17 protein-coding genes are annotated in these 19,189 nt (G+C 69.1%); 10 read left to right on the top strand and 7 right to left on the bottom strand.

Annotated features, from left to right (window positions below):
* Window positions 1-33 precede the first annotated feature (33 nt).
* Together QFZ27_RS11825 and QFZ27_RS11820 are read left to right on the top strand one after the other, a co-directional pair.
* Window positions 34-1,065, top strand: coding sequence for an alpha/beta fold hydrolase (locus QFZ27_RS11825; protein WP_429226573.1), 1,032 nt, complete (start codon window positions 34-36; stop codon window positions 1,063-1,065).
* Between the two features lie 10 nt (window positions 1,066-1,075).
* A complete protein-coding gene (locus tag QFZ27_RS11820) occupies window positions 1,076-1,291 on the top strand; it encodes a hypothetical protein (RefSeq protein WP_429226572.1) in 216 nt (71 codons plus the stop codon).
* A gap of 22 nt (window positions 1,292-1,313) precedes the next feature.
* On the opposite strand, the gene QFZ27_RS11815 is transcribed toward QFZ27_RS11820, so the two are convergent.
* A complete protein-coding gene (locus QFZ27_RS11815) occupies window positions 1,314-4,889 on the bottom strand; it encodes a hypothetical protein (RefSeq protein ID WP_429226571.1) in 3,576 nt (1,191 codons plus the stop codon).
* 101 nt (window positions 4,890-4,990) lie between these two features.
* Window positions 4,991-6,025, bottom strand: a complete 1,035-nt coding sequence (locus QFZ27_RS11810; RefSeq protein ID WP_429226570.1) for a substrate-binding domain-containing protein — start codon at window positions 6,023-6,025, stop codon at window positions 4,991-4,993.
* A gap of 153 nt (window positions 6,026-6,178) precedes the next feature.
* Here QFZ27_RS11810 and QFZ27_RS11805 point away from each other — a divergent pair, with 153 nt between their 5' ends.
* From QFZ27_RS11805 to QFZ27_RS11785, 5 genes are all read left to right on the top strand, one after another.
* Window positions 6,179-7,210 carry a Gfo/Idh/MocA family protein gene (locus QFZ27_RS11805; RefSeq protein WP_429226568.1) on the top strand — a complete coding sequence of 344 codons (1,032 nt, stop codon included), beginning with the start codon at window positions 6,179-6,181 and terminating at the stop codon, window positions 7,208-7,210.
* Complete coding sequence (locus QFZ27_RS11800) at window positions 7,207-8,127, top strand: sugar phosphate isomerase/epimerase family protein (RefSeq protein WP_429226567.1); 921 nt, start codon at window positions 7,207-7,209, stop codon at window positions 8,125-8,127. The genes QFZ27_RS11805 and QFZ27_RS11800 overlap by 4 nt, the downstream gene beginning before the upstream one ends.
* A 26-nt stretch (window positions 8,128-8,153) precedes the next feature.
* Window positions 8,154-9,371: an ABC transporter substrate-binding protein gene (locus QFZ27_RS11795; protein WP_429226566.1), complete on the top strand. Its 1,218-nt coding sequence runs from the start codon at window positions 8,154-8,156 to the stop codon at window positions 9,369-9,371.
* A 181-nt stretch (window positions 9,372-9,552) separates the two neighbouring features.
* Entirely contained in the window at window positions 9,553-10,497 is a 945-nt protein-coding gene (locus QFZ27_RS11790; RefSeq protein WP_429226565.1) for a carbohydrate ABC transporter permease, read from the top strand.
* Entirely contained in the window at window positions 10,494-11,315 is an 822-nt protein-coding gene (locus QFZ27_RS11785) for a carbohydrate ABC transporter permease (protein WP_429226563.1), read from the top strand. The genes QFZ27_RS11790 and QFZ27_RS11785 overlap by 4 nt, the downstream gene beginning before the upstream one ends.
* On the opposite strand, the gene QFZ27_RS11780 is transcribed toward QFZ27_RS11785, so the two are convergent.
* From QFZ27_RS11780 to QFZ27_RS11765, 4 genes are all read right to left on the bottom strand, one after another.
* A complete protein-coding gene (locus QFZ27_RS11780) occupies window positions 11,284-12,789 on the bottom strand; it encodes a tripartite tricarboxylate transporter permease (protein WP_429226562.1) in 1,506 nt (501 codons plus the stop codon). The genes QFZ27_RS11785 and QFZ27_RS11780 overlap by 32 nt on opposite strands.
* Window positions 12,790-12,793: 4 nt before the next feature.
* Window positions 12,794-13,261 carry a tripartite tricarboxylate transporter TctB family protein gene (locus QFZ27_RS11775; protein ID WP_429226561.1) on the bottom strand — a complete coding sequence of 156 codons (468 nt, stop codon included), beginning with the start codon at window positions 13,259-13,261 and terminating at the stop codon, window positions 12,794-12,796.
* A gap of 12 nt (window positions 13,262-13,273) precedes the next feature.
* On the bottom strand, window positions 13,274-14,242 hold the full coding sequence (locus tag QFZ27_RS11770) for a tripartite tricarboxylate transporter substrate binding protein (RefSeq protein WP_429226560.1): 969 nt from the start codon (window positions 14,240-14,242) through the stop codon (window positions 13,274-13,276).
* A 71-nt stretch (window positions 14,243-14,313) separates the two neighbouring features.
* Entirely contained in the window at window positions 14,314-15,120 is an 807-nt protein-coding gene (locus tag QFZ27_RS11765; protein WP_429226559.1) for an HpcH/HpaI aldolase family protein, read from the bottom strand.
* A gap of 129 nt (window positions 15,121-15,249) precedes the next feature.
* Here QFZ27_RS11765 and mnmA point away from each other — a divergent pair, with 129 nt between their 5' ends.
* The 3 genes from mnmA to QFZ27_RS11750 all read left to right on the top strand — a co-directional run bounded on the left by mnmA (window position 15,250) and on the right by QFZ27_RS11750 (window position 17,865).
* Window positions 15,250-16,377 carry a tRNA 2-thiouridine(34) synthase MnmA gene (mnmA, locus tag QFZ27_RS11760; protein ID WP_429226558.1) on the top strand — a complete coding sequence of 376 codons (1,128 nt, stop codon included), beginning with the start codon at window positions 15,250-15,252 and terminating at the stop codon, window positions 16,375-16,377.
* A 36-nt stretch (window positions 16,378-16,413) separates the two neighbouring features.
* Window positions 16,414-16,716 (top strand): SCP2 sterol-binding domain-containing protein, encoded by a 303-nt coding sequence (locus tag QFZ27_RS11755; protein ID WP_429226557.1) that lies wholly within the window; start codon window positions 16,414-16,416, stop codon window positions 16,714-16,716.
* A gap of 231 nt (window positions 16,717-16,947) precedes the next feature.
* Window positions 16,948-17,865 (top strand): DMT family transporter, encoded by a 918-nt coding sequence (locus tag QFZ27_RS11750; protein WP_429226556.1) that lies wholly within the window; start codon window positions 16,948-16,950, stop codon window positions 17,863-17,865.
* Here QFZ27_RS11750 and QFZ27_RS11745 read toward each other — a convergent pair.
* The gene (locus QFZ27_RS11745; RefSeq protein WP_429226555.1) at window positions 17,862-19,175 is read right to left on the bottom strand and encodes a M16 family metallopeptidase; all 1,314 of its coding nucleotides are present in this window, start codon (window positions 19,173-19,175) and stop codon (window positions 17,862-17,864) included. The two genes, QFZ27_RS11750 and QFZ27_RS11745, sit on opposite strands and share 4 nt — an antisense overlap.
* Between the last annotated feature and the right edge of the window lie 14 nt (window positions 19,176-19,189).

The raw sequence follows: 19,189 nt of genomic DNA, 5'->3' as shown, positions 1-19,189 counted from the left end.
GCCGCCCTCGCGGCCCCCGAAGGAAAGCCTCCCATGCCCGAAGATATCGACCTCCCGCGCCGCCGCCTGTTCGGCTCCGCGCTGATGACCCTGGCCGCCGCCCCGTTCGTCTCGATCGGCCCGGCCGCTGCGCAGACCATGGCCGCCGCCCCAGCCAAGTCCAACGCCAGCTTCGGCCCGCTGAAGCAGATCGACGCCGGCGACCTGACCGTCGGCTACGCCGAGGCCGGCCCGGCCGACGGGCCCGTGGTGCTGCTGCTGCACGGCTGGCCCTACGACATCTACGCCTTCGTCGACGTCGCGCCCCTGTTGGCTGCAGCCGGCTACCGGGTGATCATCCCCTATCTGCGCGGCTACGGCACCACCCGGATCCGGTCGGAGGCGACGGCCCGCAACGGCGAGCCGGCGGCCCTGGCGGTCGACACCATCGCGCTGATGGACGCGCTGAAGATCCCGAAGGCGGTCATCGCCGGCTTCGACTGGGGCGCCCGCACCGCCGACATCGTCGCGGCGTTGTGGCCGGAACGCTGCCGGGCGCTGGTCTCGGTCAGCGGCTACCTGATCGGCAGCGTCGCCGCCGGCAAGAAGCCGCTGCCGCCGAAGGCCGAGCTGCAGTGGTGGTACCAGTTCTATTTCGCCACCGAGCGTGGCCGCGAGGGCTACAGCCAGAACCGGCACGACTTCAACAAGCTGATCTGGCAGCTCGCCTCGCCGCAATGGCAGTTCGACGACGCCACCTTCGACCGCAGCGCCGCGGCCTTCGACAACCCGGATCATGTCGACATCGTGATCCACAACTACCGCTGGCGCATCGGCCTGGCCGAGGGCGAAGCGCGCTATGCCGCGCTGGAGCAGAAACTGGCCCAGGGCCCGGTGATCACCGTGCCGACGATCACCATGGAAGGCGACGCCAACGGCGCGCCGCACCCGGAGCCGGCGGCCTATCGCGGCAAGTTCTCGGGCCCGTATGAGCACCGCACCATCACCGGCGGGATCGGCCACAACCTGCCACAGGAGGCCCCGCAGGCCTTCGCCCGGGCGGTGCCCGACGTCGCCAAGCTCTAGGGGTGTCCTGATGAGCCTGTCATTCCTCCGCCGTTTCGCCGCCGGCGCCATGCTCGGCGCCGCGGGCAGCTTCGCCGCAGTCTGCGGCGCACTGGGCGAGCAGGTCCGCTACGCCCCGGCGCCGGTGGCCCGCCTTGGGATCCGGTCGAAGGTGACGCCGTATGGCGATACCCCGCTGCCGGAGACGCCGGGGTCCGGCGTCCCGCCGAGCCGGCCTCTCCGGTGATCGACCGCGGGCCCGGCCGGCCCTAATCGAGATAGCCCTTGTTCTTGAGCCAGACCTTGAGCCCCTCCTGGCTGTTCGGCCTCACATGCCAGGCGAAGCCGTTCTCGTGCATCAGCGTCTCCTGCTCCGGGTCGTACCAGAGCGGATCCTGGCTGGGCACCGAGCCGAGGCCGACCGGACCGGTGACCTTCTTCGGCGGCGCCCACCAGCGGTCGCCCTCCCAGTGCATGTTGGTCGCCGAATCCTCGTAGCGTTTCGTCTCGCTGTTGTAGCGGACGCCCGGATACTGCGAGAGATCGGCCTTGGTGGGATCCGGCGGCAGCTGGAGATACTTCAGATCGTCCTGGGTCTCCGGCAGCTTGCCATCTTTGGCCGTCATGTCCTTGACGGCCTTGGCCACCTCTTCCGCCTGCTCCGGCGTCCAGCTGTTGAAGATCCGGCCGAGGCGCCCCCGCGTGTAGTCGAGATCGCTGTAGGTGCCGGTCAGGACGTTGCCGGAGCTCCGGGTCAGCTCGTCGCCGCCCATCAGGTGCTCGTCGCCGGGGAAGACCGTCTGGAGGATCCCGAGAAGGCCTTCGTCCAGCAGGTCGTTGTGGTCGGCCAGCACCTCCGCCACCTTCCGGTCCTTGACGCCGTACAGCACCTGGACCGCGTCGGCATCCGCCTTGTCGTAGGTGTGCGCGGCGTTGTAGGCGCCCCGGCCCTGGACGATGCCGGCGCCCGCCACCTGCAGCACCGCCGCCACCCCGCTGATCTTCAGCGGGCCGAGAGCGGTGATCAGCCGGCCGAGGGCCGTCTCGGCGATCGCCCCGTTCGACAGCGTCGCGCTGGCGGTAAGGGCGAACATCGCGTCGCTGACCGTGGCGGTGGCGTAGCCGGCCGTCTTCACGAAATCCTGCTTCGTGCCCAGGATGCCGAAGCCGTTCATGACGGCATTGCTGAGATCGGCCCCGACATAGAGCACGTCGACACCGCCGCCGCGCAGCCCGTTCAGCGCGCCGAGGGACTTGCCCCAGAGCCCCTTCTGCAGCGGCCCGAGATCGCTGGCGGCGACCCGGGCCTGGGCGCCTTTGAGCCGGGTCTCCAGGCTGCCCGGCGCGCCCGCATCCTTCCCGGTCAGGATCTCCCGGGCGTTCGGCAGCAGCGCCGTCTGCGCGGCGTTGAGCATCATCATCGTGTGCGGCACGTAATAGACGAGATCGGCCGGCGAGTCGTCGAGCGCCCCGAGATTGCGGCCGAACAGGATGGCGCTGCCGCCGCCGGAGAGGCGGGTGATGGCGTTGGTGCCGATGTTCAGCCGGTCGGCGCTCGCCATCTGCCGCTTTTCGGCGTCGGTCGGCTTCGCCCGCCCGGCGATGATGTCCTCCAGCCGTGCCTGCCCCATGCTGGCCTTCAGCCCGTCGACGAACTTGGCAAAGTCTTGATTGGGGTTCGTCTTGGGATCCTTGATGTATTTTTGCAGGGCGTCGATCTCGGCCCGGCTGGCCACGGCGTCGCCGCGGAGAATCGCCTGGTAGCGATTCTCCGCCATGGCCTGGTTGATGTCTTTGACGCCGCCCTTCATGGTCTCGACCACCGCGAAGGTGGCGAGAGCGCGGGTCGCGCGCTCGACCCAGATCGTGCCGGTCGCCGCCGGATCCGTGGTCGAGGCGTTGGCGTAGGGGTCGGCCTTGGTCTTGGGCAGCTCCGGCAGGCCGTCCATCGCCTCCTGCATCGACCTCGACTTGGTCATCATGATCCCGGTGCCCATGAGCATCGGGATCGGCGCGTCGTTGTCGAAGCCGTCGACCTTCTTCAGGTCGCCCTTGTACAGGCCGAGCGCGAGCTGGATGCTCTCCTGCCGCTCCCATTGCGGCAGCTTCTTCTCGCCCTCCTTCGTCAGGTCCTCGGCCTTCTGCGCGTTCCCCGGCAGCTTGTTGATCGCCTCCATGTCCCGCGCCAGCTGAGCCGACGCCGGGATCGGGTCGTCGCCCTTGATCCCGCCCCAGCCGGTGAGGCCGTGATACAGCTCGTTGTAGAGCTTGTTGATCTTGTCGTCCTGCGCGGTCGCGGCGGCGTCGAAATTCTCGATGCTGCGCCGCACCGCCCATTGGGCGTTCGAGTTCTGCGACAGGTAGTCGTTCCACCCGAGCTCGCCCTTGCCTTCGAGCTCCGTCCGCTTGTCGGTGCCGAGCACCGCGGTCCGCGCGGCGATGGCGGTCAGCAGCGACGTGCCCGAGCCTTCCGCGTCCTCGCGGCTCATCAAGCTGAAGAACTGCTGCTCGTGCAGCAGGTTGAGGTGGTCCATGGGCAGATCGCCGTTCATCTTGTCGACGATCCGGGCGGCCACATGGTCGACGAAGGCCTTGCCCGCGCCGGCCTTGTTCCCGTCGTTGTAGAGGATGGCCTGGGACGCCGCGCCGAGGTCGAGCAGGGCCTGCATCTGCCCCTTCCGGTCGTCGCCGGTGGACTGCGAGCCGGCGATCGCGTCGATCGACTGGTCGACCATCCCCTGGACCCGCGGGTCGGACGCCAGCAGGGAACCGCTGCCCGGCAGGGTGTCCTTGGTGTCGGTCGTCTCGCGCAGCTTGGCCAGGAAGGCCTTGGCCCCGTCGGTGCCGCCCTTGCCCCAGGCGGCCTGCAGCTCCCGCACCGGGCGCTCGACCCGGAGCTCCTGGATCGCCTGCTTCGTCCCTTCGGTGACGGCGGCGAGATACTGCTTCTCGTCCCCGCCGACATAGGCCTGGTAGATTCCGGCCCGCTTGGTGAGGGCTGTGATCTTCGCTGCGTCCGGCCCTTCCGTGCCGTCGGCAAGGGCGACCAGCTGCCGCTTGGTCTCGGCCGTGACGGCGGCATAGTCGCCGCGATCGCCCGCTTCGGCGATCTTGCCGAGCTGGTCGGTGGTCCGCCCGTCGGCCTTCCACGACCGCTCCTTGATCTCGCGGACCTGGTTGAGCGCGTCGAGGAAGACCGGGTCGTTCGGGGCACGCTCGGCGATCGGGGCGACCAGCTTGCTGAACTCGCCGCTGTCGAGCTTGCCGTTGCCGTTGGCGTCGCTGCCGAAGCTGGGCGCGCCCTGGCCCAGCGAGGCCTGGTCGACCTCCTGCGCGATCGCGACGACGAGGTCGTCCTTCGCCGTGTTCCGGTCGCCCTCGCTCGCTTTCGGATCGCTCGCGGCGGCGAGGGCCTTGCGCTGGCTGTCGAGCAACCCGAGCCGGTCCGAATCGAGAACATAGACCTTGTCGCAGGTCTCGAGGGCACGGTCGATGTCGGGGGGCGCGGCGGGCCGATTGCCGAAGGCCTTCGGGTCGAGCTGCGGCGTGGCCGCCAACTGGTCGTGCAGGGCCTTGTTATCCTTCGGGTCAACGCCCTCCTGCGCGTAGATGCGGAACGGCCATACCCCTGGCTCGATCTTGCGCTCGGTGATTCCGGCCGGATCGCTGTTCCAGCGATAGACCGGCGGTGCCTCCGGCTGCTGCACCGGGGGCGTGGCGGGCTTCTCGTCCTTGGCGCGCTGCACGGACAGATTGAACTGATCCGTATTCGGAGACCGCTGGGTGGCGACCGGGCTGCGCTGCTGTCCGACTCGGGACAGGGCATCCTTGAAGCTCAGGCTCATGATCGCCTTCCCCTCGTCTGTGAATCATTTTTGAAATTGTTATGACACAGAGGGTACGGATGGGATTCCCATCCCGTCAACCGGAACCTAATCGACGGGGATCACCCGCCCAGCATCACCCGGTCGCTCTCGCGCGGCACCAGCTCCAGCGGCCACAGGTCCTGGACCAGCCCGCCATAGGCATCGGCGTGGCCGGGCATGCTGGCCAGCAGCGCTTCCGCCAGCTTCACCCCGAGGTCGTGCAGCGACAGGCGGAAACAGGTCAGTGCCGGCGACAGGAAGCGGCTGGCCGGGCTGTCGATCATGCCGCCGATGATGGCGATGTCCCGCCCGGGCCGCACCCCCGCCTCGTTCAGCCGGCGGTAGACGCCGACCGCCATCCGCTCATTCGCCACCAGCAGCGCCGTCGGCAGCGGCCCATGGCCCACCAGCTCCGCCGCCAGCCGGTAGCCGCCGGCCTCGGTCATCTCCTCGGTCCTCACCAGGGACTCGTCGAAGGCGATGCCGTGCCGCGCCAGGGCCCGGCGATAACCGTCCAGGAGGATGTGGGCGTGCATCAGGTCGTGGCCGTTGTTGGCCAGGCCGATGCGGCGGTGGCCGAAGCCGACGAAGCGGTCGACCGCGACATCCGCCGCCTGCTCGAAGTTCAGGTCCAGCCAGGGATGGTCGCCGCCGGACAGGCTGCGGCCCAGCGCCGCGAAGGGGAAGCGGCGCCCGATCAAATAGTCCAGCCGCGGGTCGATCCGCCGGGTCCAGGGCAGCAGGATGCCGTCGGCCAGGCGCCGCTCCACCACCCGACGCAGCTGCGCCTCCTGGTCGCCGTCCGGCGTGTTCAGCAGCACGATCAGGTCCAGCCCGTGCCGGCCCAACGCCTCCTGCACGCCGCTGAACAGCCCCATGAAGAAGGGCTCGCCGTACAGCTCGGCCCCGCTGTAGGTCTGCAGCATGAAGCCGATCGCGTTGGTCGACCCCTGACGGAGGGCGCGACCGGACTGGTTCGGCGAATAGCCGAGCTCCGCCGCCGCCTCCAGCACCCGCCGCCTTGTCTCCGGATTGACGTCGCCGCGGCCGTTGAGGGCGCGGGAGACCGTCCCGATCGAGATGTTCAGATGCTTCGCGAGCTCGCGGATTCCCAAGGACGTCTCTCCCCTCCAGCACCTTCAGAGTGCAACCGAACCCACGCGCAGCGCCAGAAGCGGATTGACAGGCCGAGGCGTCCGATATCAATATCGTAAACGTTTACGGCGACACAATCGAACAATCCGCCGAGCCGAGGGAGCGAGATCGAAGTGCGAGCCGTCCTTGCCGGATGCGGTGCCATGAGCCGGGCCTGGCTCGAAGCCGCCCGCCAGATCGAGGGGCTGGAGATGGTCGGCCTGGCCGATCTCGACCCCGAACGGGCCCGCGGCCGCGCCGAGGAGTTCGGTCTGGCCGATGCCGAGATCGGCACCGATGTGCCGGCCCTGCTGGACCGGTTGAAGCCCGACATCCTGTTCGACGTGGTCGTGCCGGACGCCCGCCGCGAGGTGGTGCTGGCCGCTTTCGCCCGCGGCTGCCACGTGCTGAGCGAAAAGCCGATGGCCGACAGCCTGGAGGCCGCACGCGAGTTGGTGGCGGCAGCCAAGGCAGCCGGGCGGCTGCATGCGATCGTGCAGAACCGGCGCTACATCCCCGGCATCCGGCGCCTGCGACGGGCGGTCGAGAGCGGCCTGATCGGCGAGCTGACCGGCGTGCATTGCGACTTCTTCATCGGGCCGCATTTCGGCGGCTTCCGCGAGGAGATGCAGCACGTGCTGCTGCTGGACATGGCGATCCACACCTTCGATGCCGCCCGCCATGTCGCCGGCCGCCGCCCCCTCGCCGTGTACTGCCATGAGAGCAACCCGGCCGGGTCCTGGTACGCCCATGGCGCGAGTGCGAACGCCATCTTCGAACTGGAGGGCGGCGCGGTCCTGACCTATCGCGGCAGCTGGTGCGCCGAAGGGCTGCGCACCAGCTGGGAGAGCGCCTGGCGCCTGACCGGCACCAAGGGCAGCCTGAGCTGGGACGGGGCCGAGGCGTTCCGCGCCGAGGTCGCGACCGACCGGCGCGACGGCCTGTTCTTCGAGCCCGCTATCCTCGAAATGCCGCCGGCGGACCCGGCCGACCGGACCGGCGGGCATCTCGGCGTCATGCGCGATTTCGTTGGTGCCATCCGCACGGGCACCGAGCCCGAGACGGTCGGCCACCAGAACTTCCACAGCCTCGCCATGGTCTTCGCCGCGATCGACAGCGCGCGCCGGGGCCGCCGCGTGGCCATCCAGACGATCGAGGAATCATGACCGGTACCAAGCCTGCCCGGACCGGGCACCAGGACATCCGCATCGGCACGATGGTGAAGGCCAATGGCGACGACCCGGCCGGCTATGTCCGCCAGATCATCGCCCATGGCTTCGAGAGCATCGAGCCGTTCTTCTGGCAGACGCTGGGCGGCAAGGACATCCCCCGCCTGGCCGGCCAGATCCGCGAGGCGATCGGCGACAGCGGCGTCACCGTCGGCGCGCTCGGCATGTTCGGCAACCCGCTGGAGGACCAGGCACAGGACCGCGAGACCCTGGCCGGGTGGGAGGCGCTGATCGACAACGCCCATCTGTTCGGCACCGACATCGTCGCCGGCTTCACCGGCCGGGTGCGCGGCCGGCCGCTGGAGGAGAGCCTGCCGCGGTTCAAGGAAGTCTTCGGCCGGCTGGCCAAGCGCGCCGCCGACAAGGGCGTGCGCCTGGCCTTCGAGAACTGCCCGATGGAGGGCAGCTGGAAATCCGGCGACTGGAACATCGCCCACAATCCGGCGGCCTGGGAGCTGATGTTCGACGCCCTGCCGGACGACAATCTCGGCCTGGAATGGGAGCCGTGCCACCAGCTGTACTACCTGATCGACCCGGTGCCGCAGATCCGGCGCTGGGCGCCGAAGATCTTCCACGTCCACGGCAAGGACGCCACCGTCCGCTGGGACGTGGTCAAGGAGCACGGCGTCCATGGCAAGGTGCCCTTCGCCTTCCACCGCACCCCCGGCTTCGGCGACACCGACTGGACCCGGGTGATCACCGAGCTGCGGCTGGGCGGCTTCCGCGGCGCGATCGACATCGAAGGCTGGCACGACCCGGTCTACCGCGACGACCTCGAGATGACCGGCCAGGTCGAGGGCCTGCGCTACCTGCAGCGCTGCCGCGGCGGGGAGTTCGTCGCCAATCCGCAATAGAACAATCAACACAGTGGAGGAAGCTCATGTCCAGGACCTTGCGATTGCTGTTGGGAACCGCTGCCCTTCTGGCCTCCGCCACCCTCGCCCGGGCCGAGCCGGCGACGCTGGAGGTCTGGACCCATGACGACGAGGGCGAGTTCACCTATGTGCTGGCCAAGGAGTTCGCGGCCCAGCACCCCGACATCACGGTCAACATCAAGCACGTCAACTTCGCCGACGTGGTCAACGACGCCATGCGCGCCTATGCGGCCGGTTCGGCGCCAGACGTGATCGGCATCGACAACCCCGAGACGGCGATGTTCGCGGCGCGCGACGTGCTGCTGGACCTGTCGCCCTATGTCGAGCAGTCGCAGGTAATCAAGGCCGATGCCTTCTATCCCGGCCCGCGCAACTCCTCGACCTGGGACGGCAAACTGTTCGCCATCCCGCGCGCCTCCAACACCCTCGCCCTCTACTACAACGCCGACATGTTCAAGGCTGCCGGGCTCGATCCGGACAAGCCGCCGCAGACCTGGGACGAGCTGTACCAGGCGTCGAAGAAGCTGACCGACCCGGCCAAGAACGTGTACGGCCTCGCCTTCTCCGCCATCGGCACGGAAGAGGGCACCTTCCAGTTCCTGCCCTTCATCCAGAGCGCCGGCGCCGATTACGACAGCGTCGGGTCGGACGGCGCGGTTAGGGCGCTGGAGTTCTGGCAGAAGCTGCTGGACGAAAAGCTGGCCTCGCCCGACACGCTGATCCGCGGCCAGCATGACTCCGCCGGCACCTTCAACACCGGCAGCGCCGCCATGGTCATCTCCGGCCCATGGGAACTGCCGGACATGGCGAAACAGGCGAAGTTCGACTATCGCGTCGCGCTGTTCCCGGTCGAGAAGGAAGGCAGTCCGCGCGCCTCGGCCCTCGGCGACTTCAACAACGTGATCTTCAAGACCTCCAAGCACCCGAAGGAGGCGTTCATGCTGCTGGAGTATTTCTACTCGCAGAACCACCGGATCTGGAACGAGTTCGGCCTGCTGCCGCCGGTCCAGAACGCCAAGGCCGATTCGCCGCAATGGCCGAAGGCCTATGCCGTGTTCACCGAGCAGATGCAGTATGCCCGGCCGCGCGGCCCGAACCCGGAGTGGCCGAAGATCTCGAAGGCGATCCAGACCGCGATCCAGTCGGCCCTGACGCATCAGAGCGACGCCAAGACCGCGCTCGCGACCGCCCAGGCCACGATCGACCGCGTGCTGAAGAAGTGAGGCGAGCCGGGCACGGCTTGATCATTCAAACTCCCCCTCCCCTCGCGGGAGGGGGCAGGGGGAGGGGGTGTCGATGACGAATGCCCAGATCCGCCAATCGATGACCGACCGTTCGGTGAATTCTCGTCCGGCTCGAGCGGCGACAGCCCCCTCCCCCCACCCCCTCCCGCAGGGGGAGGGGGTGAATATTGGACGCACCCGCACCCGCCGCTCCACCCTCACCCGCATCCCCCTGATCCGCACGCTGCGGGACGGCAGCGGGTTCGACGTCACCCTGGTGCTGTGCGCGGTCGGCTATCTGCTGGTCTTCGCCGCCTTCCCGCTGATCTACACGCTGGTGATGTCGCTGCAGCAGGTCGACCTGTTCTCGCTGGCGTCCTTTGACCGGCCCTTCGCCGGGCTCGACAACTACCGCGACGTGTTCTCGCGGCCGGAGGCGCTGCAGATCCTGAAGAACACGGTGATCTTCGTGGTGCTGTCGATCACCTTCCAGCTGAGCATCGGCTTCGGCCTTGCGCTGTTCTTCCAGCAGCCCTTCCCCGGCGCGACCTATATCCGCGGCGTGTTCCTGGCCGGCTGGATCATGCCGGCGCTGGTGGTCGGCGGGATCTGGAAATGGATCCTGGCCGGCGATTTCGGGGTGCTGAACTACGCCCTGACCAGCCTGCACCTCACCGATGGCAAGATCTTCTGGCTGTCGGACCCCGATTTCGCCCTGTTTGCGGTGATCATCGCCAATATCTGGCTGGGCATCCCGTTCAACATGATCCTGCTGTCGGTCGGCCTCGCGGCGATTCCGCGCGACCTGTACGAGGCGGCCGAGATCGATGGCGCCCGGGCCTTCCGGCGCTTCCTGCACATCACCCTGCCGATGATGCGGTCGACCCTCGGCGCCGTGGTCTCGCTCGGCATCATCTTCACGATGCAGCAGTTCGACCTGATCGCGGCCCTGACCAAAGGTGGCCCGGCCAACGCGTCGAACGTCGCCCAGTACTGGTCCTGGCAGATGTCGTTCGAGACCTACGAGATCTCGGCCGGCAGCGTCGTCGCCGTGCTGATGATCGCGCTGGTGATCCTGGTCGCGGCGCTCTATGTCCGCTCGACCGAGCGGGAGCACGCGGCATGAAGCCGGCCAAGCCCTTCATCCTGCTGGGCTTCGCCCTGGTCTTCGCCGCGATCTACCTGTTCCCGCTGTACTGGATGTATGTCACGGCGCTGAAGTCCAGCAGCGAAATCTTCGCCTTCCCGCCGAGCTTCTGGCCCACCGACCCGCAATGGCAGTTCGGCCGGATCTTCGCCGAGCATGCGATGGACCGGTACCTGTGGAACTCGCTGTTGATAGCGGTCGGCACCACAGTGCTGGCGACGCTGATCGGCACCGGCGCCGCCTATGCCCTGTCGCGCCATCGCAACGCCTGGACCGCGGTGGCGCTGTTCCTGGTGCTGATGCTGCAGGTGCTGCCGCCGTCGCTGATGGTGACGCCGATCTTCGTCGCCTTCAGCCAGATCGGCCTCCTGGAAACGCCCCGCGCGGCCGTGGTGCTGGCCCAGACCGCCAAGGTGCTGCCGCTCTATATCGTGCTGTGCCGGTCGACCTTCCTGCAGGTGCCGCGCGAGCTCGAGGATGCGGCGCGGGTGGACGGCGCCTCGCGCATCGGCGCCTTCCTCCGCATCATGATCCCCCTCGCCCGCAACGGCATCCTGGTGGTGTCGGTGCTGATCTTCCTGCAGTCCTTCGGCGAGTACGTCTATTCCCGCTCGCTGATCGCGGCGGAGAACCTCCAGACCGCGACGGTCGGCCTGTCCTCCTTCATGGGCCCGAACACCAATGACTGGGGTGGGATCATGACCTATGCCGCGATCTATGTGACGCCGATCCTGATCGTCTTCGCCCTGCTGCAGCGCCGGATCGTCAGCGGGCTGACGGCTGGGGCGCTGAAGTAAGGGCCCGACGGAGCCCGGCCAGCAGCACCAGCGCCCAGATCACCACCGCCAGCCCGCCGAGCACGCCGGCAATCGGCCGCTCGAAGAACACCAGCATGTTGCCGTCGGCCTTGATCATCGAGGTGAAGAAATGGTCCTCGAGCATCGGCCCGAGGATCAGGCCTAGGATCAGCGGCGCCACCGGGAAGCCGTTCTCCTCCATCACGAAGCCGATCACGCCGAACACCAGGATCACCAGCACGCCGAGCAGCGAGTTCTCGATTGCGAAGGCGCCGACGATGCAGAACATCAGGATCAGCGGGCTCAGCAGGCTGCGCGGCAGCAGCAGGATCTGCCGCGCCGCCCGGATGGTGGCGAGGCCGAGCGGGATCATCACGATGTTCGCCAGGATGAAGATCAGGAAGATGGCGTACATCTGTGGCGCCTGCTCGATGAACAGGGTCGGCCCGGGGTTCAGCCCCTTGAGGTACAGCACCCCGATGGCGATCGCGGTGATCGAATCGCCGGGGATGCCGAACACCAGCGCCGGCACCCAGGCGCCGGCCAGGGCGGAGTTGTTGGCCGAGCCGCTTTCGATGATGCCCTCGACATGGCCGGTGCCGAACCTCTCCGGCGTCTTCGAGAAGCGCTTGGACACGGCGTAGGACATCCAGGCGGCAATGTCGGCCCCGGCGCCCGGCAGGATGCCGATGACGGTGCCGAGCACGCTGCCGCGCAGAAAGCTCTTCGGATAGGTGAACAGCAGCTTCAGCTGGCCGGCCAGCACGTTACCCGAGGGCCGGCGCGCCACCTCGACCGGCTGGCGGATGGTCAGGACGCCACGCATCACCTCGGACACGGCGAACAGACCGACCATGACGTTGATGGCGTTGATGCCGCCCATCAGGTCGACGCTGCCGAAGGTGAAGCGCGGCACGCCGGCCGGGTTCTGCAGCCCGACGCAGGAGATGAGCAGGCCGACCATCAGCGCCGCGATGCCCTTGGTCACCTGGGCGCCGGAGATGAAGACGGCGCAGGACAGGCCCAGCAGGACCAGCCAGAAATACTCGTAGGAGCTGAAGTTCAGCGCGAAATCGGCCAGGGCGGGGGCCGCCACGATCAGCACCGCCGTGCCGAACAGCCCGCCGAGCGCCGAGAAGAACAGCCCGGCGCCGAGCGCCGTCTCCGCCTGCCCCTTGCGGGTCATGGCGTAGGCCTCGTCGGTGTAGGCGGCCGAGGCTGGGGTGCCGGGCATGCGCAGCAGGCAGCCCGGGATGTCGCCGGAGAAGATCGCCATCGCGGTGGCGGTGACGATCGCCGCCACCGCCGGGATCGGCGGCATGAAGAAGGTGACCGGCACCAAGAGCGCGGTCGCCATCGTCGCGGTCAGCCCCGGAATGGCGCCGACCAGCATGCCGTAGACGGCCGAGCCGGCGATCACGGCCAGGACATAGGGGTCGAAGACCAGCTCGAGGGCCAGCAGCAGATCGGTCATCGCATCACCCCAGGAGCAGGCCGAGCCAGCCGCGGGGCAGCGGCACGCGCAGCCCCCGGGCGAAGCCGAGATAGAGACCGACCGCCAGCACGGCGGCGAACACCGTCGCGGTCACCAGCCGGGCGCCAAGAGTGGCCGCCAGCACCAGCAGTATGGCGAAGGCGGTCGGCACGAAGCCGATCAGGTCCGACACCAGGATGTAGACGGCCGGCGCCGCCAGGGTCAGAGCCAGATCGCGCCAGGACCGCGGCGAGCGCGCCCAGTCGCTGAGGCCCAGCGCTGGGCTGCGTTGGCGCAGCCCGGACAGGATCAGCGGCAGGGCAGTGACCGCCAGCGCCACGCCGATGACGAGCGGGAACGACCCCGCCCCGAAGGCCTGGCCGGGCATCGGCGGATGCCCTGCCGCGGCCCAGGCGACGGCGATGCCGGCCAGCAGCAGGACGGCACCGAAGATCGCGTCGTTGAAGCGCACCGGACCGGCCCGTTACTTGGCCAGGCCGGTGGCCTTCATGACCTCGCCGAGCGCGTCGTTCGAGGCCTTCATATAGGTCGCGAACTCGCCGCCCAGCGCGACCTTGGTGCCAAAGCCGCGCGACTTGATCATGTCCTGATACTCGGCGCTCTGGACGATCTTGCCGATGGTCTCGGTCAGCTTCCTGGTCACGTCCTCCGGCATGCCCTTGGGCCCGCCGACGCCGCGCCAGGCGCCCATGGTCCAGCCGCTGCCGGTCGCGCTTTTCAGCGTCGGCACGTCCGGGTAGAGGGTGCTCGGCTCCGTATCCATGATCGCCAGCGCCTTGACCTTGCCGGCGTCGATCAGCGACCGGGCCTCCGGCAGCGACACCGGGGTCAGCTCGACGCCACCGGCGACGAGGTCCTGCAGCCCCGGCGCCGCGCCCTGGCTGGGCACCCAGGTCACCGCCACGGGATCGAGCCCGGCGTCGCGCAGCATGCCGGCCAGCGCCAGGTGCCAGATGCCGCCCTGCCCGGTGCCGGAGGCCTTGAACTTGCCGGGGTTGGCCTTGATCGCCTCCAGCAGCGCCTTGATGTCGCCATGCGGGGAGTCGGCCGCCACCTCGATCGCCGCCGGATCGGCATTGACCAGGGCCAGCGGCGTGTAGCTCTCCCAGGTCAGGTCGGTCAGCCCCTGCCAGTGCATCATGTTGATCTCGACCGTCAGCGTGCCGATGGTGTAGCCGTCGGCCGCCGCGGTCGCGATCGCGGTGTGGCCGACCACGCCGCTGCCGCCGGTGCGGTTCACGACATTGACCGGCTGCCCCAGCTCCTTCTCCAGGAACGAGGCGAGGATGCGGGAGACGGCGTCGGTGCCGCCGCCAGCTGCCCAGGGCACGATGTAGGTGATCGGCCGCTCCGGCCATTCGGCCTGGGCGGCGGGCGCTGCCACGGCAGCCAGTGCGACGCCGGCGAGGGCCGCAATCACGGTCTTGAGCATGGTTTCCCCCTTCTGTTCGGTGATGGTGTGGTAGGCCCCGGTCTTGGCGCCGGTTCAGCGTGTGGCGGCGGTCAGTAGCCGCCGCCCTTGGTCCCCTTCCCCGCGCCCTCGCGGTAGGCCTTGTAGGCGGCCACGGAGTCCGAAGCCGCCTGGCGCAGATAGGGCACGTCGCCGCCGCCGGTGACCATGCGGTAGCCGCGGTCGAACAGCTCGGCCCAGGTGGAGGCGGAACTGGGCACGGTGCCGAGCGGCGTGCCGGTCGGCCGCACCGCATCCTCGATCTGCTTCACCAGATCCTGCACGCGCGGGTCGTGCAACTGCTCCAGCAGGCCGATCGACCCACCGAGGTCGTTGACGCCGATGAACACCATGTCGATGCCGTCGACCTTGGCGATCGCCGCGGCCTCGGGCACCGCGTCCTTGGATTCGATCTGGGCCAGCAGCAGCAGGTTGTCGTTGGCCTTGCGCATGTAGTCCGGCTCGAAGCCGTAGGTCGAGGCGCGCACCGCGCCGGCGGCATAGCCGCGGCGGCCGGCGGGCGGGTAGCGGCAGGCGCGGACCAGCGCCTCGGCCTCGGCCGCGCTCTCGATCATCGGGACCATCAGGCTGTCGGCGCCGGCATCCAGCACCCGCTTCAGCCAGACCGGGTCATGCGCCGGCACCCGCACCACCGCCGGGGTGTCGGACGCCTGCACCGCACGCAGCAGGCCGATGGTGTCGTCGATGCCGCCGGGCCCGTGCTCGGTGTCCAGGATGACGAAATCGTAGCCGGCATGGGCCATGATCTCCGCCACCGTGGGCGAGCCGCTGCCGACCCAGGCGCCGAACAGCTGGTCGCCGCGGCGCAGCCGTTCCTTCAACCGGTTGGGGCGAAACATTCCGGGGTTCCCTCCTCGCTTTCCCAGGAGTGTACGCACCCCTCGTTATGTCCGACAACAGGGCAACATGGCCGACCGGATCATCCGTCGGTTTTCTCCGCGCCGATCCATCCCTATATTCAACCCGCCATGAACTCACTCGGTTTCGACAAGCCCTCTGCCGCGACGCGCGTCGTGGTCGCCATGTCCGGCGGCGTGGACAGCTCCGTCGTCGCGGCCCAGCTTGCCGAGCAGGGCTATGACGTGGTCGGCATCACGCTGCAGCTGTACGACCACGGCGTCGCCATCCAGAAGAAAGGCGCCTGCTGCGCCGGGGCCGATATCTATGACGCCCGCACCGTGGCCGACCGCATCGGCTTCCCGCACTACGTGCTGGATTACGAGAGCCGCTTCGGCCAGGCGGTGATGGAGGATTTCGCCGACAGCTACCTGCGCGGCGAGACGCCGATCCCCTGCATCCGCTGCAATCAGAAGGTCAAGTTCCGCGACCTGATGGACTTCGCGCGGGATCTCGGGGCCGACTGCCTGGCCACCGGCCACTATGTCCGCCGGGTCCAGGGGCCGCAGGGGCCGGAGCTGCACCGTGCCATCGATGCCGGCAAGGACCAGAGCTACTTCCTGTTCGCCACCACGGCGGAGCAGCTGGGCTTCCTGCGCTTCCCGCTGGGCGGCAGCAGCAAGGCCGAGACCCGGGCCGAGGCCGTGCGGCTGGGCCTGGTCGTCGCCGACAAGCCGGACAGCCAGGACATCTGCTTCGTGCCCGAGGGCCGCTACGGCGAGGTGGTGGCGCGGCTGCGCCCCGGCGCTGTCGGCCCCGGCGAAATCGTGCATCTCGATGGCACCGTGCTGGGCCGGCACCAGGGCATCGTCCACTACACCATCGGCCAGCGGAAGGGCCTGGGCATCGGCGGCCGCAAGTCGAATGACGAGCCGCTCTACGTCGTCCGGCTCGACCCCGAGGCGAAGCGCGTGATCGTCGGCCCCTGGTCGGCACTGGCCCGGCACAGCGTCGCCCTGACCGAGCTGAACTGGCTGGACGCCGCGCCCGGACCGGACGGCCGACTGGTCGAGGCCAAGCTGCGCTCCGCCCAGTCGCCGGTGCCGGCGACGGTGCGGCTGACCGGCCCGGATGCGGCGGTGCTGGAGCTGCACGCGCCGCAGCACGGGGTGGCGCCGGGACAGGCCGCCGTGCTTTATGACGGCGACCGCGTGCTCGGCGGCGGCTTCATCGCCCGGGCCGAGCGCGCCGCCGCCTGACCTCACCGATTCGCGGACAGAAAGGACACTTTGCCCATGTCGCTCGACGCCCTCGCCGAAGCCGTGCGCGGCCGCGCTGCCGGCGGCCCCGCGCTCGACGCCCGGGTCAAGTTCGACCTCGGCGCCGACGGCTTCATCGTGCTGGACGGGACCGGACCGGCCCCCGCGGTGTCGATCGGCGACGCCCCGGCCGATGTGACCCTGGCCATGAAGGCGGAGACGCTGCGGCGGATGATCGACGGGTCGCTGAGCCCGACCATGGCCTACATGACCGGCAAGATCAAAGCCAATGGCTCCCTGACCGTCGGCATGAAGCTGGCGGCGCTGCTGGACGATTGAGGGACAGCAAAGCCTCCGTTCCTCCGCCTTCGTTTTCCTGTCATTGCTGGGCTTGACCCGGCAATCCAGAAGATGTCGACAGCCTCTGGATGCCCGGGTCAAGCCCGGGCATGACAGATGGGGGATAGCCGAGCCTCATCCTCTCTGACACTTCGATGGAAACCGCAGCGTCCGCGCGCGACAGGCGCCCGCGCACGAGGCATGGTCGGGCCACCAAACGAGGAGGCCCCCATGTCCGCACCCGCCGCCGAGCGCCCGCCGGTCACCGACTATCTGCTGCTGGTGCTGCTCGCCACCCTCTGGGGTGCCTCCTACAGCTTCATCAAGCTCGGCGTCGCCACCATCCCGCCGGTGACGCTGATCGCGGCGCGCACCGTGATCGCCGGCGCCATCCTGCTGCTGGTGCTGCGGCTGCGCGGCATCCGCATGCCGATGGACGGGCAAACCTGGCGGATGTTCGCGGTCCAGGCGCTGGTCAACAGCACCATCCCCTTCGTGCTGATCGCCTGGGCCGAGACCCGGGTCGATGCCGGGCTGGCGGCGATCCTGAACTCGACCTCGCCGATCTTCACCTTCCTGTTCACCTGGGCGGTGACCCGGCATGAGGCGGTGACCAGCCGCAAGATGTTCGGCATTGCTGCCGGGGTCGCCGGGATCGTGCTGGTGATCGGCCTCGACGCCCTGTCCGGCGCCGGGCAGGAGCTGCTGCCGCAGCTGGCGATCGTCGCCGCCACCGTGTGCTACGGCGTCGCCGCCATCTTCGGCCGCAACTTCAAGGGGCTGGACCCGATGGTGCCGGCCGCCGGGTCGATGCTGTCCGGCGCAGCCATGCTGATCCCGCTGAGCCTGGTGCTGGACCGGCCCTGGGCTCTGGCGCCCTCCGCCAGCTCGCTCGGCGCTCTGGCCGGGCTGGCCGTGGTCTCGACTGCCCTGGCCTTCGTGCTCTACTTCCGGCTGATCGCCTCGCTCGGCTCGGTCGCCACCATGGCGCAGGCCTATCTGCGGGTGCCGATCGGGGTGGCGATCGGAGTGGTCTTCCTGGGCGAGCCCCTGGCCCCGACCGCGCTGTACGGCCTGGTGCTGGTGGTGATCGGCGTCGCCGCCATGACCCTGCCCGGCCGGGCGCGGGCGAAGCTCCGACCGGCCTAGCTGGCCGGCGTGCCCGCCACCACCGCGGTCGGGTCCTTGACCTGCAGCACCCGGGCGGCCACCGCCTTCACCTGGGCTGGCGTCACCGCCTCGATCAGGCCGGGATACTTGTCGATGAAATCCCGGCCGCGGCCGGCCAGCTGCAGCGACAGCACATAGGACGCCAAGCTGTCATGCGAGGCAAAGCCCAGCGGGTAGCTGCCGATCAGGTAGCTCTTCGCCTCGGCCACCTCCTGCTCGGTCGGGCCGTCCGTCGCCAGCCGCGCCATCTCGTCCCGGATCACCGACAGGCTTTCCCCCGCCTTGTCCACCCGGGTGCCGGCGGTGATCAGCAGCAGCCCGGCATGCTTGAGCTGGATGGTGTCGCTGTCGACCGAATAGGCCAGGCCGCGCTGCTCGCGCACCGCGCGGTACAGCCGCGAGGTGAAGGTCGAGCCGCCGAGGATGTGGTTCATCACGATCGCCGGGAAATAGTCCGGATCGTCGCGCCGCGGCGCCGGGACGCCGAGCTGGATCGACGCCTGCGACACCGCCATCGGCACCGTCTCGGTGCCCTTGGCGGCGATCTCGATCTCCGGCACCGGCGTCCGGTCGCCCTGGGCCGGCAGGCCGCCGAAGACGCGGTCCAGAGCGGGCCCGAGCGTGGCGGCGTCGATGTCGCCGACCACCGCCAGGCGCAGCCCGTCGCGCGCGAACAGGCGGCGGCGCAGGTCTTGCAGGTCGGCGGTGCCGATCGCGGCGACGCTGTCCTTGGTGCCGATCGACGGCCGGCCGTAGGGATGGCCGGGGAAGGCGGCGACGGACCAGCGGTCGTCGGCGATGGTGCCGGGGTCGTTCTCCTGGAAGTTCAGCTCGGCCATCCGGCCGGCCTTGATCCGGTCGAAGTCGCCCTGCGCCAGCTTCGGCTCGGCCAGGGCCAGGCGCAGCAGCTCGAAGGCGGCGTCGCGCTCGGTGGTCAGCGTCTTCAGCCGGCCGCCGTTGTAGTCCTGCGACGCAGAGAAGCTGAGCTGGATCGAGCGGTCGGCCAGGGCAGTCTTGAAGCCGGGGGCGTCGTAAGGGCCCGCCCCTTCGGTCAGCATCTCGCTGAGCAGCGAGGCCGAGCCGGCCTTGCCGTCCGGGTCCTGGGCGGCGCCGCCGTCGAAGGCGAAGGAGACGGTGACGGCCGGCACGGTGTGGTCCTCGACCAGCCAGGCCTCGATCCCGCCGGGGCTGACCACGCGGTCGATCGTGGTCGCGGCGGCGGGCAGCGTGGCGGCGGCGAGCAGCAGGCCGGTCAGGGCGGCACGCAACGGGGAAAGCATCGCGTTCATCGGTGTCATCCTCG

Origin of the sequence: Inquilinus ginsengisoli, from assembly GCF_050434925.1 — a bacterium.
Taxonomy (GTDB): domain Bacteria; phylum Pseudomonadota; class Alphaproteobacteria; order DSM-16000; family Inquilinaceae; genus Inquilinus; species Inquilinus ginsengisoli_B.
This window is presented reverse-complemented; position numbering and strand designations above follow the sequence as displayed.

Bases quoted from the DNA above. Each gene is read 5' to 3' on its own strand.
- QFZ27_RS11825 (WP_429226573.1), top strand. From the start codon at position 34: ATGCCCGAAGATATCGACCTCCCGCGCCGCCGCCTGTTCGGCTCCGCG.
- QFZ27_RS11820 (WP_429226572.1), top strand. From the start codon at position 1,076: ATGAGCCTGTCATTCCTCCGCCGTTTCGCCGCCGGCGCCATGCTCGGC.
- QFZ27_RS11815 (WP_429226571.1), bottom strand. From the start codon at position 4,889: ATGAGCCTGAGCTTCAAGGATGCCCTGTCCCGAGTCGGACAGCAGCGC.
- QFZ27_RS11800 (WP_429226567.1), top strand. From the start codon at position 7,207: ATGACCGGTACCAAGCCTGCCCGGACCGGGCACCAGGACATCCGCATC.
- QFZ27_RS11795 (WP_429226566.1), top strand. From the start codon at position 8,154: ATGTCCAGGACCTTGCGATTGCTGTTGGGAACCGCTGCCCTTCTGGCC.
- QFZ27_RS11785 (WP_429226563.1), top strand. From the start codon at position 10,494: ATGAAGCCGGCCAAGCCCTTCATCCTGCTGGGCTTCGCCCTGGTCTTC.
- QFZ27_RS11780 (WP_429226562.1), bottom strand. From the start codon at position 12,789: ATGACCGATCTGCTGCTGGCCCTCGAGCTGGTCTTCGACCCCTATGTC.
- QFZ27_RS11770 (WP_429226560.1), bottom strand. From the start codon at position 14,242: ATGCTCAAGACCGTGATTGCGGCCCTCGCCGGCGTCGCACTGGCTGCC.
- QFZ27_RS11765 (WP_429226559.1), bottom strand. From the start codon at position 15,120: ATGTTTCGCCCCAACCGGTTGAAGGAACGGCTGCGCCGCGGCGACCAG.
- mnmA (WP_429226558.1), top strand. From the start codon at position 15,250: ATGAACTCACTCGGTTTCGACAAGCCCTCTGCCGCGACGCGCGTCGTG.
- QFZ27_RS11755 (WP_429226557.1), top strand. From the start codon at position 16,414: ATGTCGCTCGACGCCCTCGCCGAAGCCGTGCGCGGCCGCGCTGCCGGC.
- QFZ27_RS11750 (WP_429226556.1), top strand. From the start codon at position 16,948: ATGTCCGCACCCGCCGCCGAGCGCCCGCCGGTCACCGACTATCTGCTG.
- QFZ27_RS11745 (WP_429226555.1), bottom strand. From the start codon at position 19,175: ATGAACGCGATGCTTTCCCCGTTGCGTGCCGCCCTGACCGGCCTGCTG.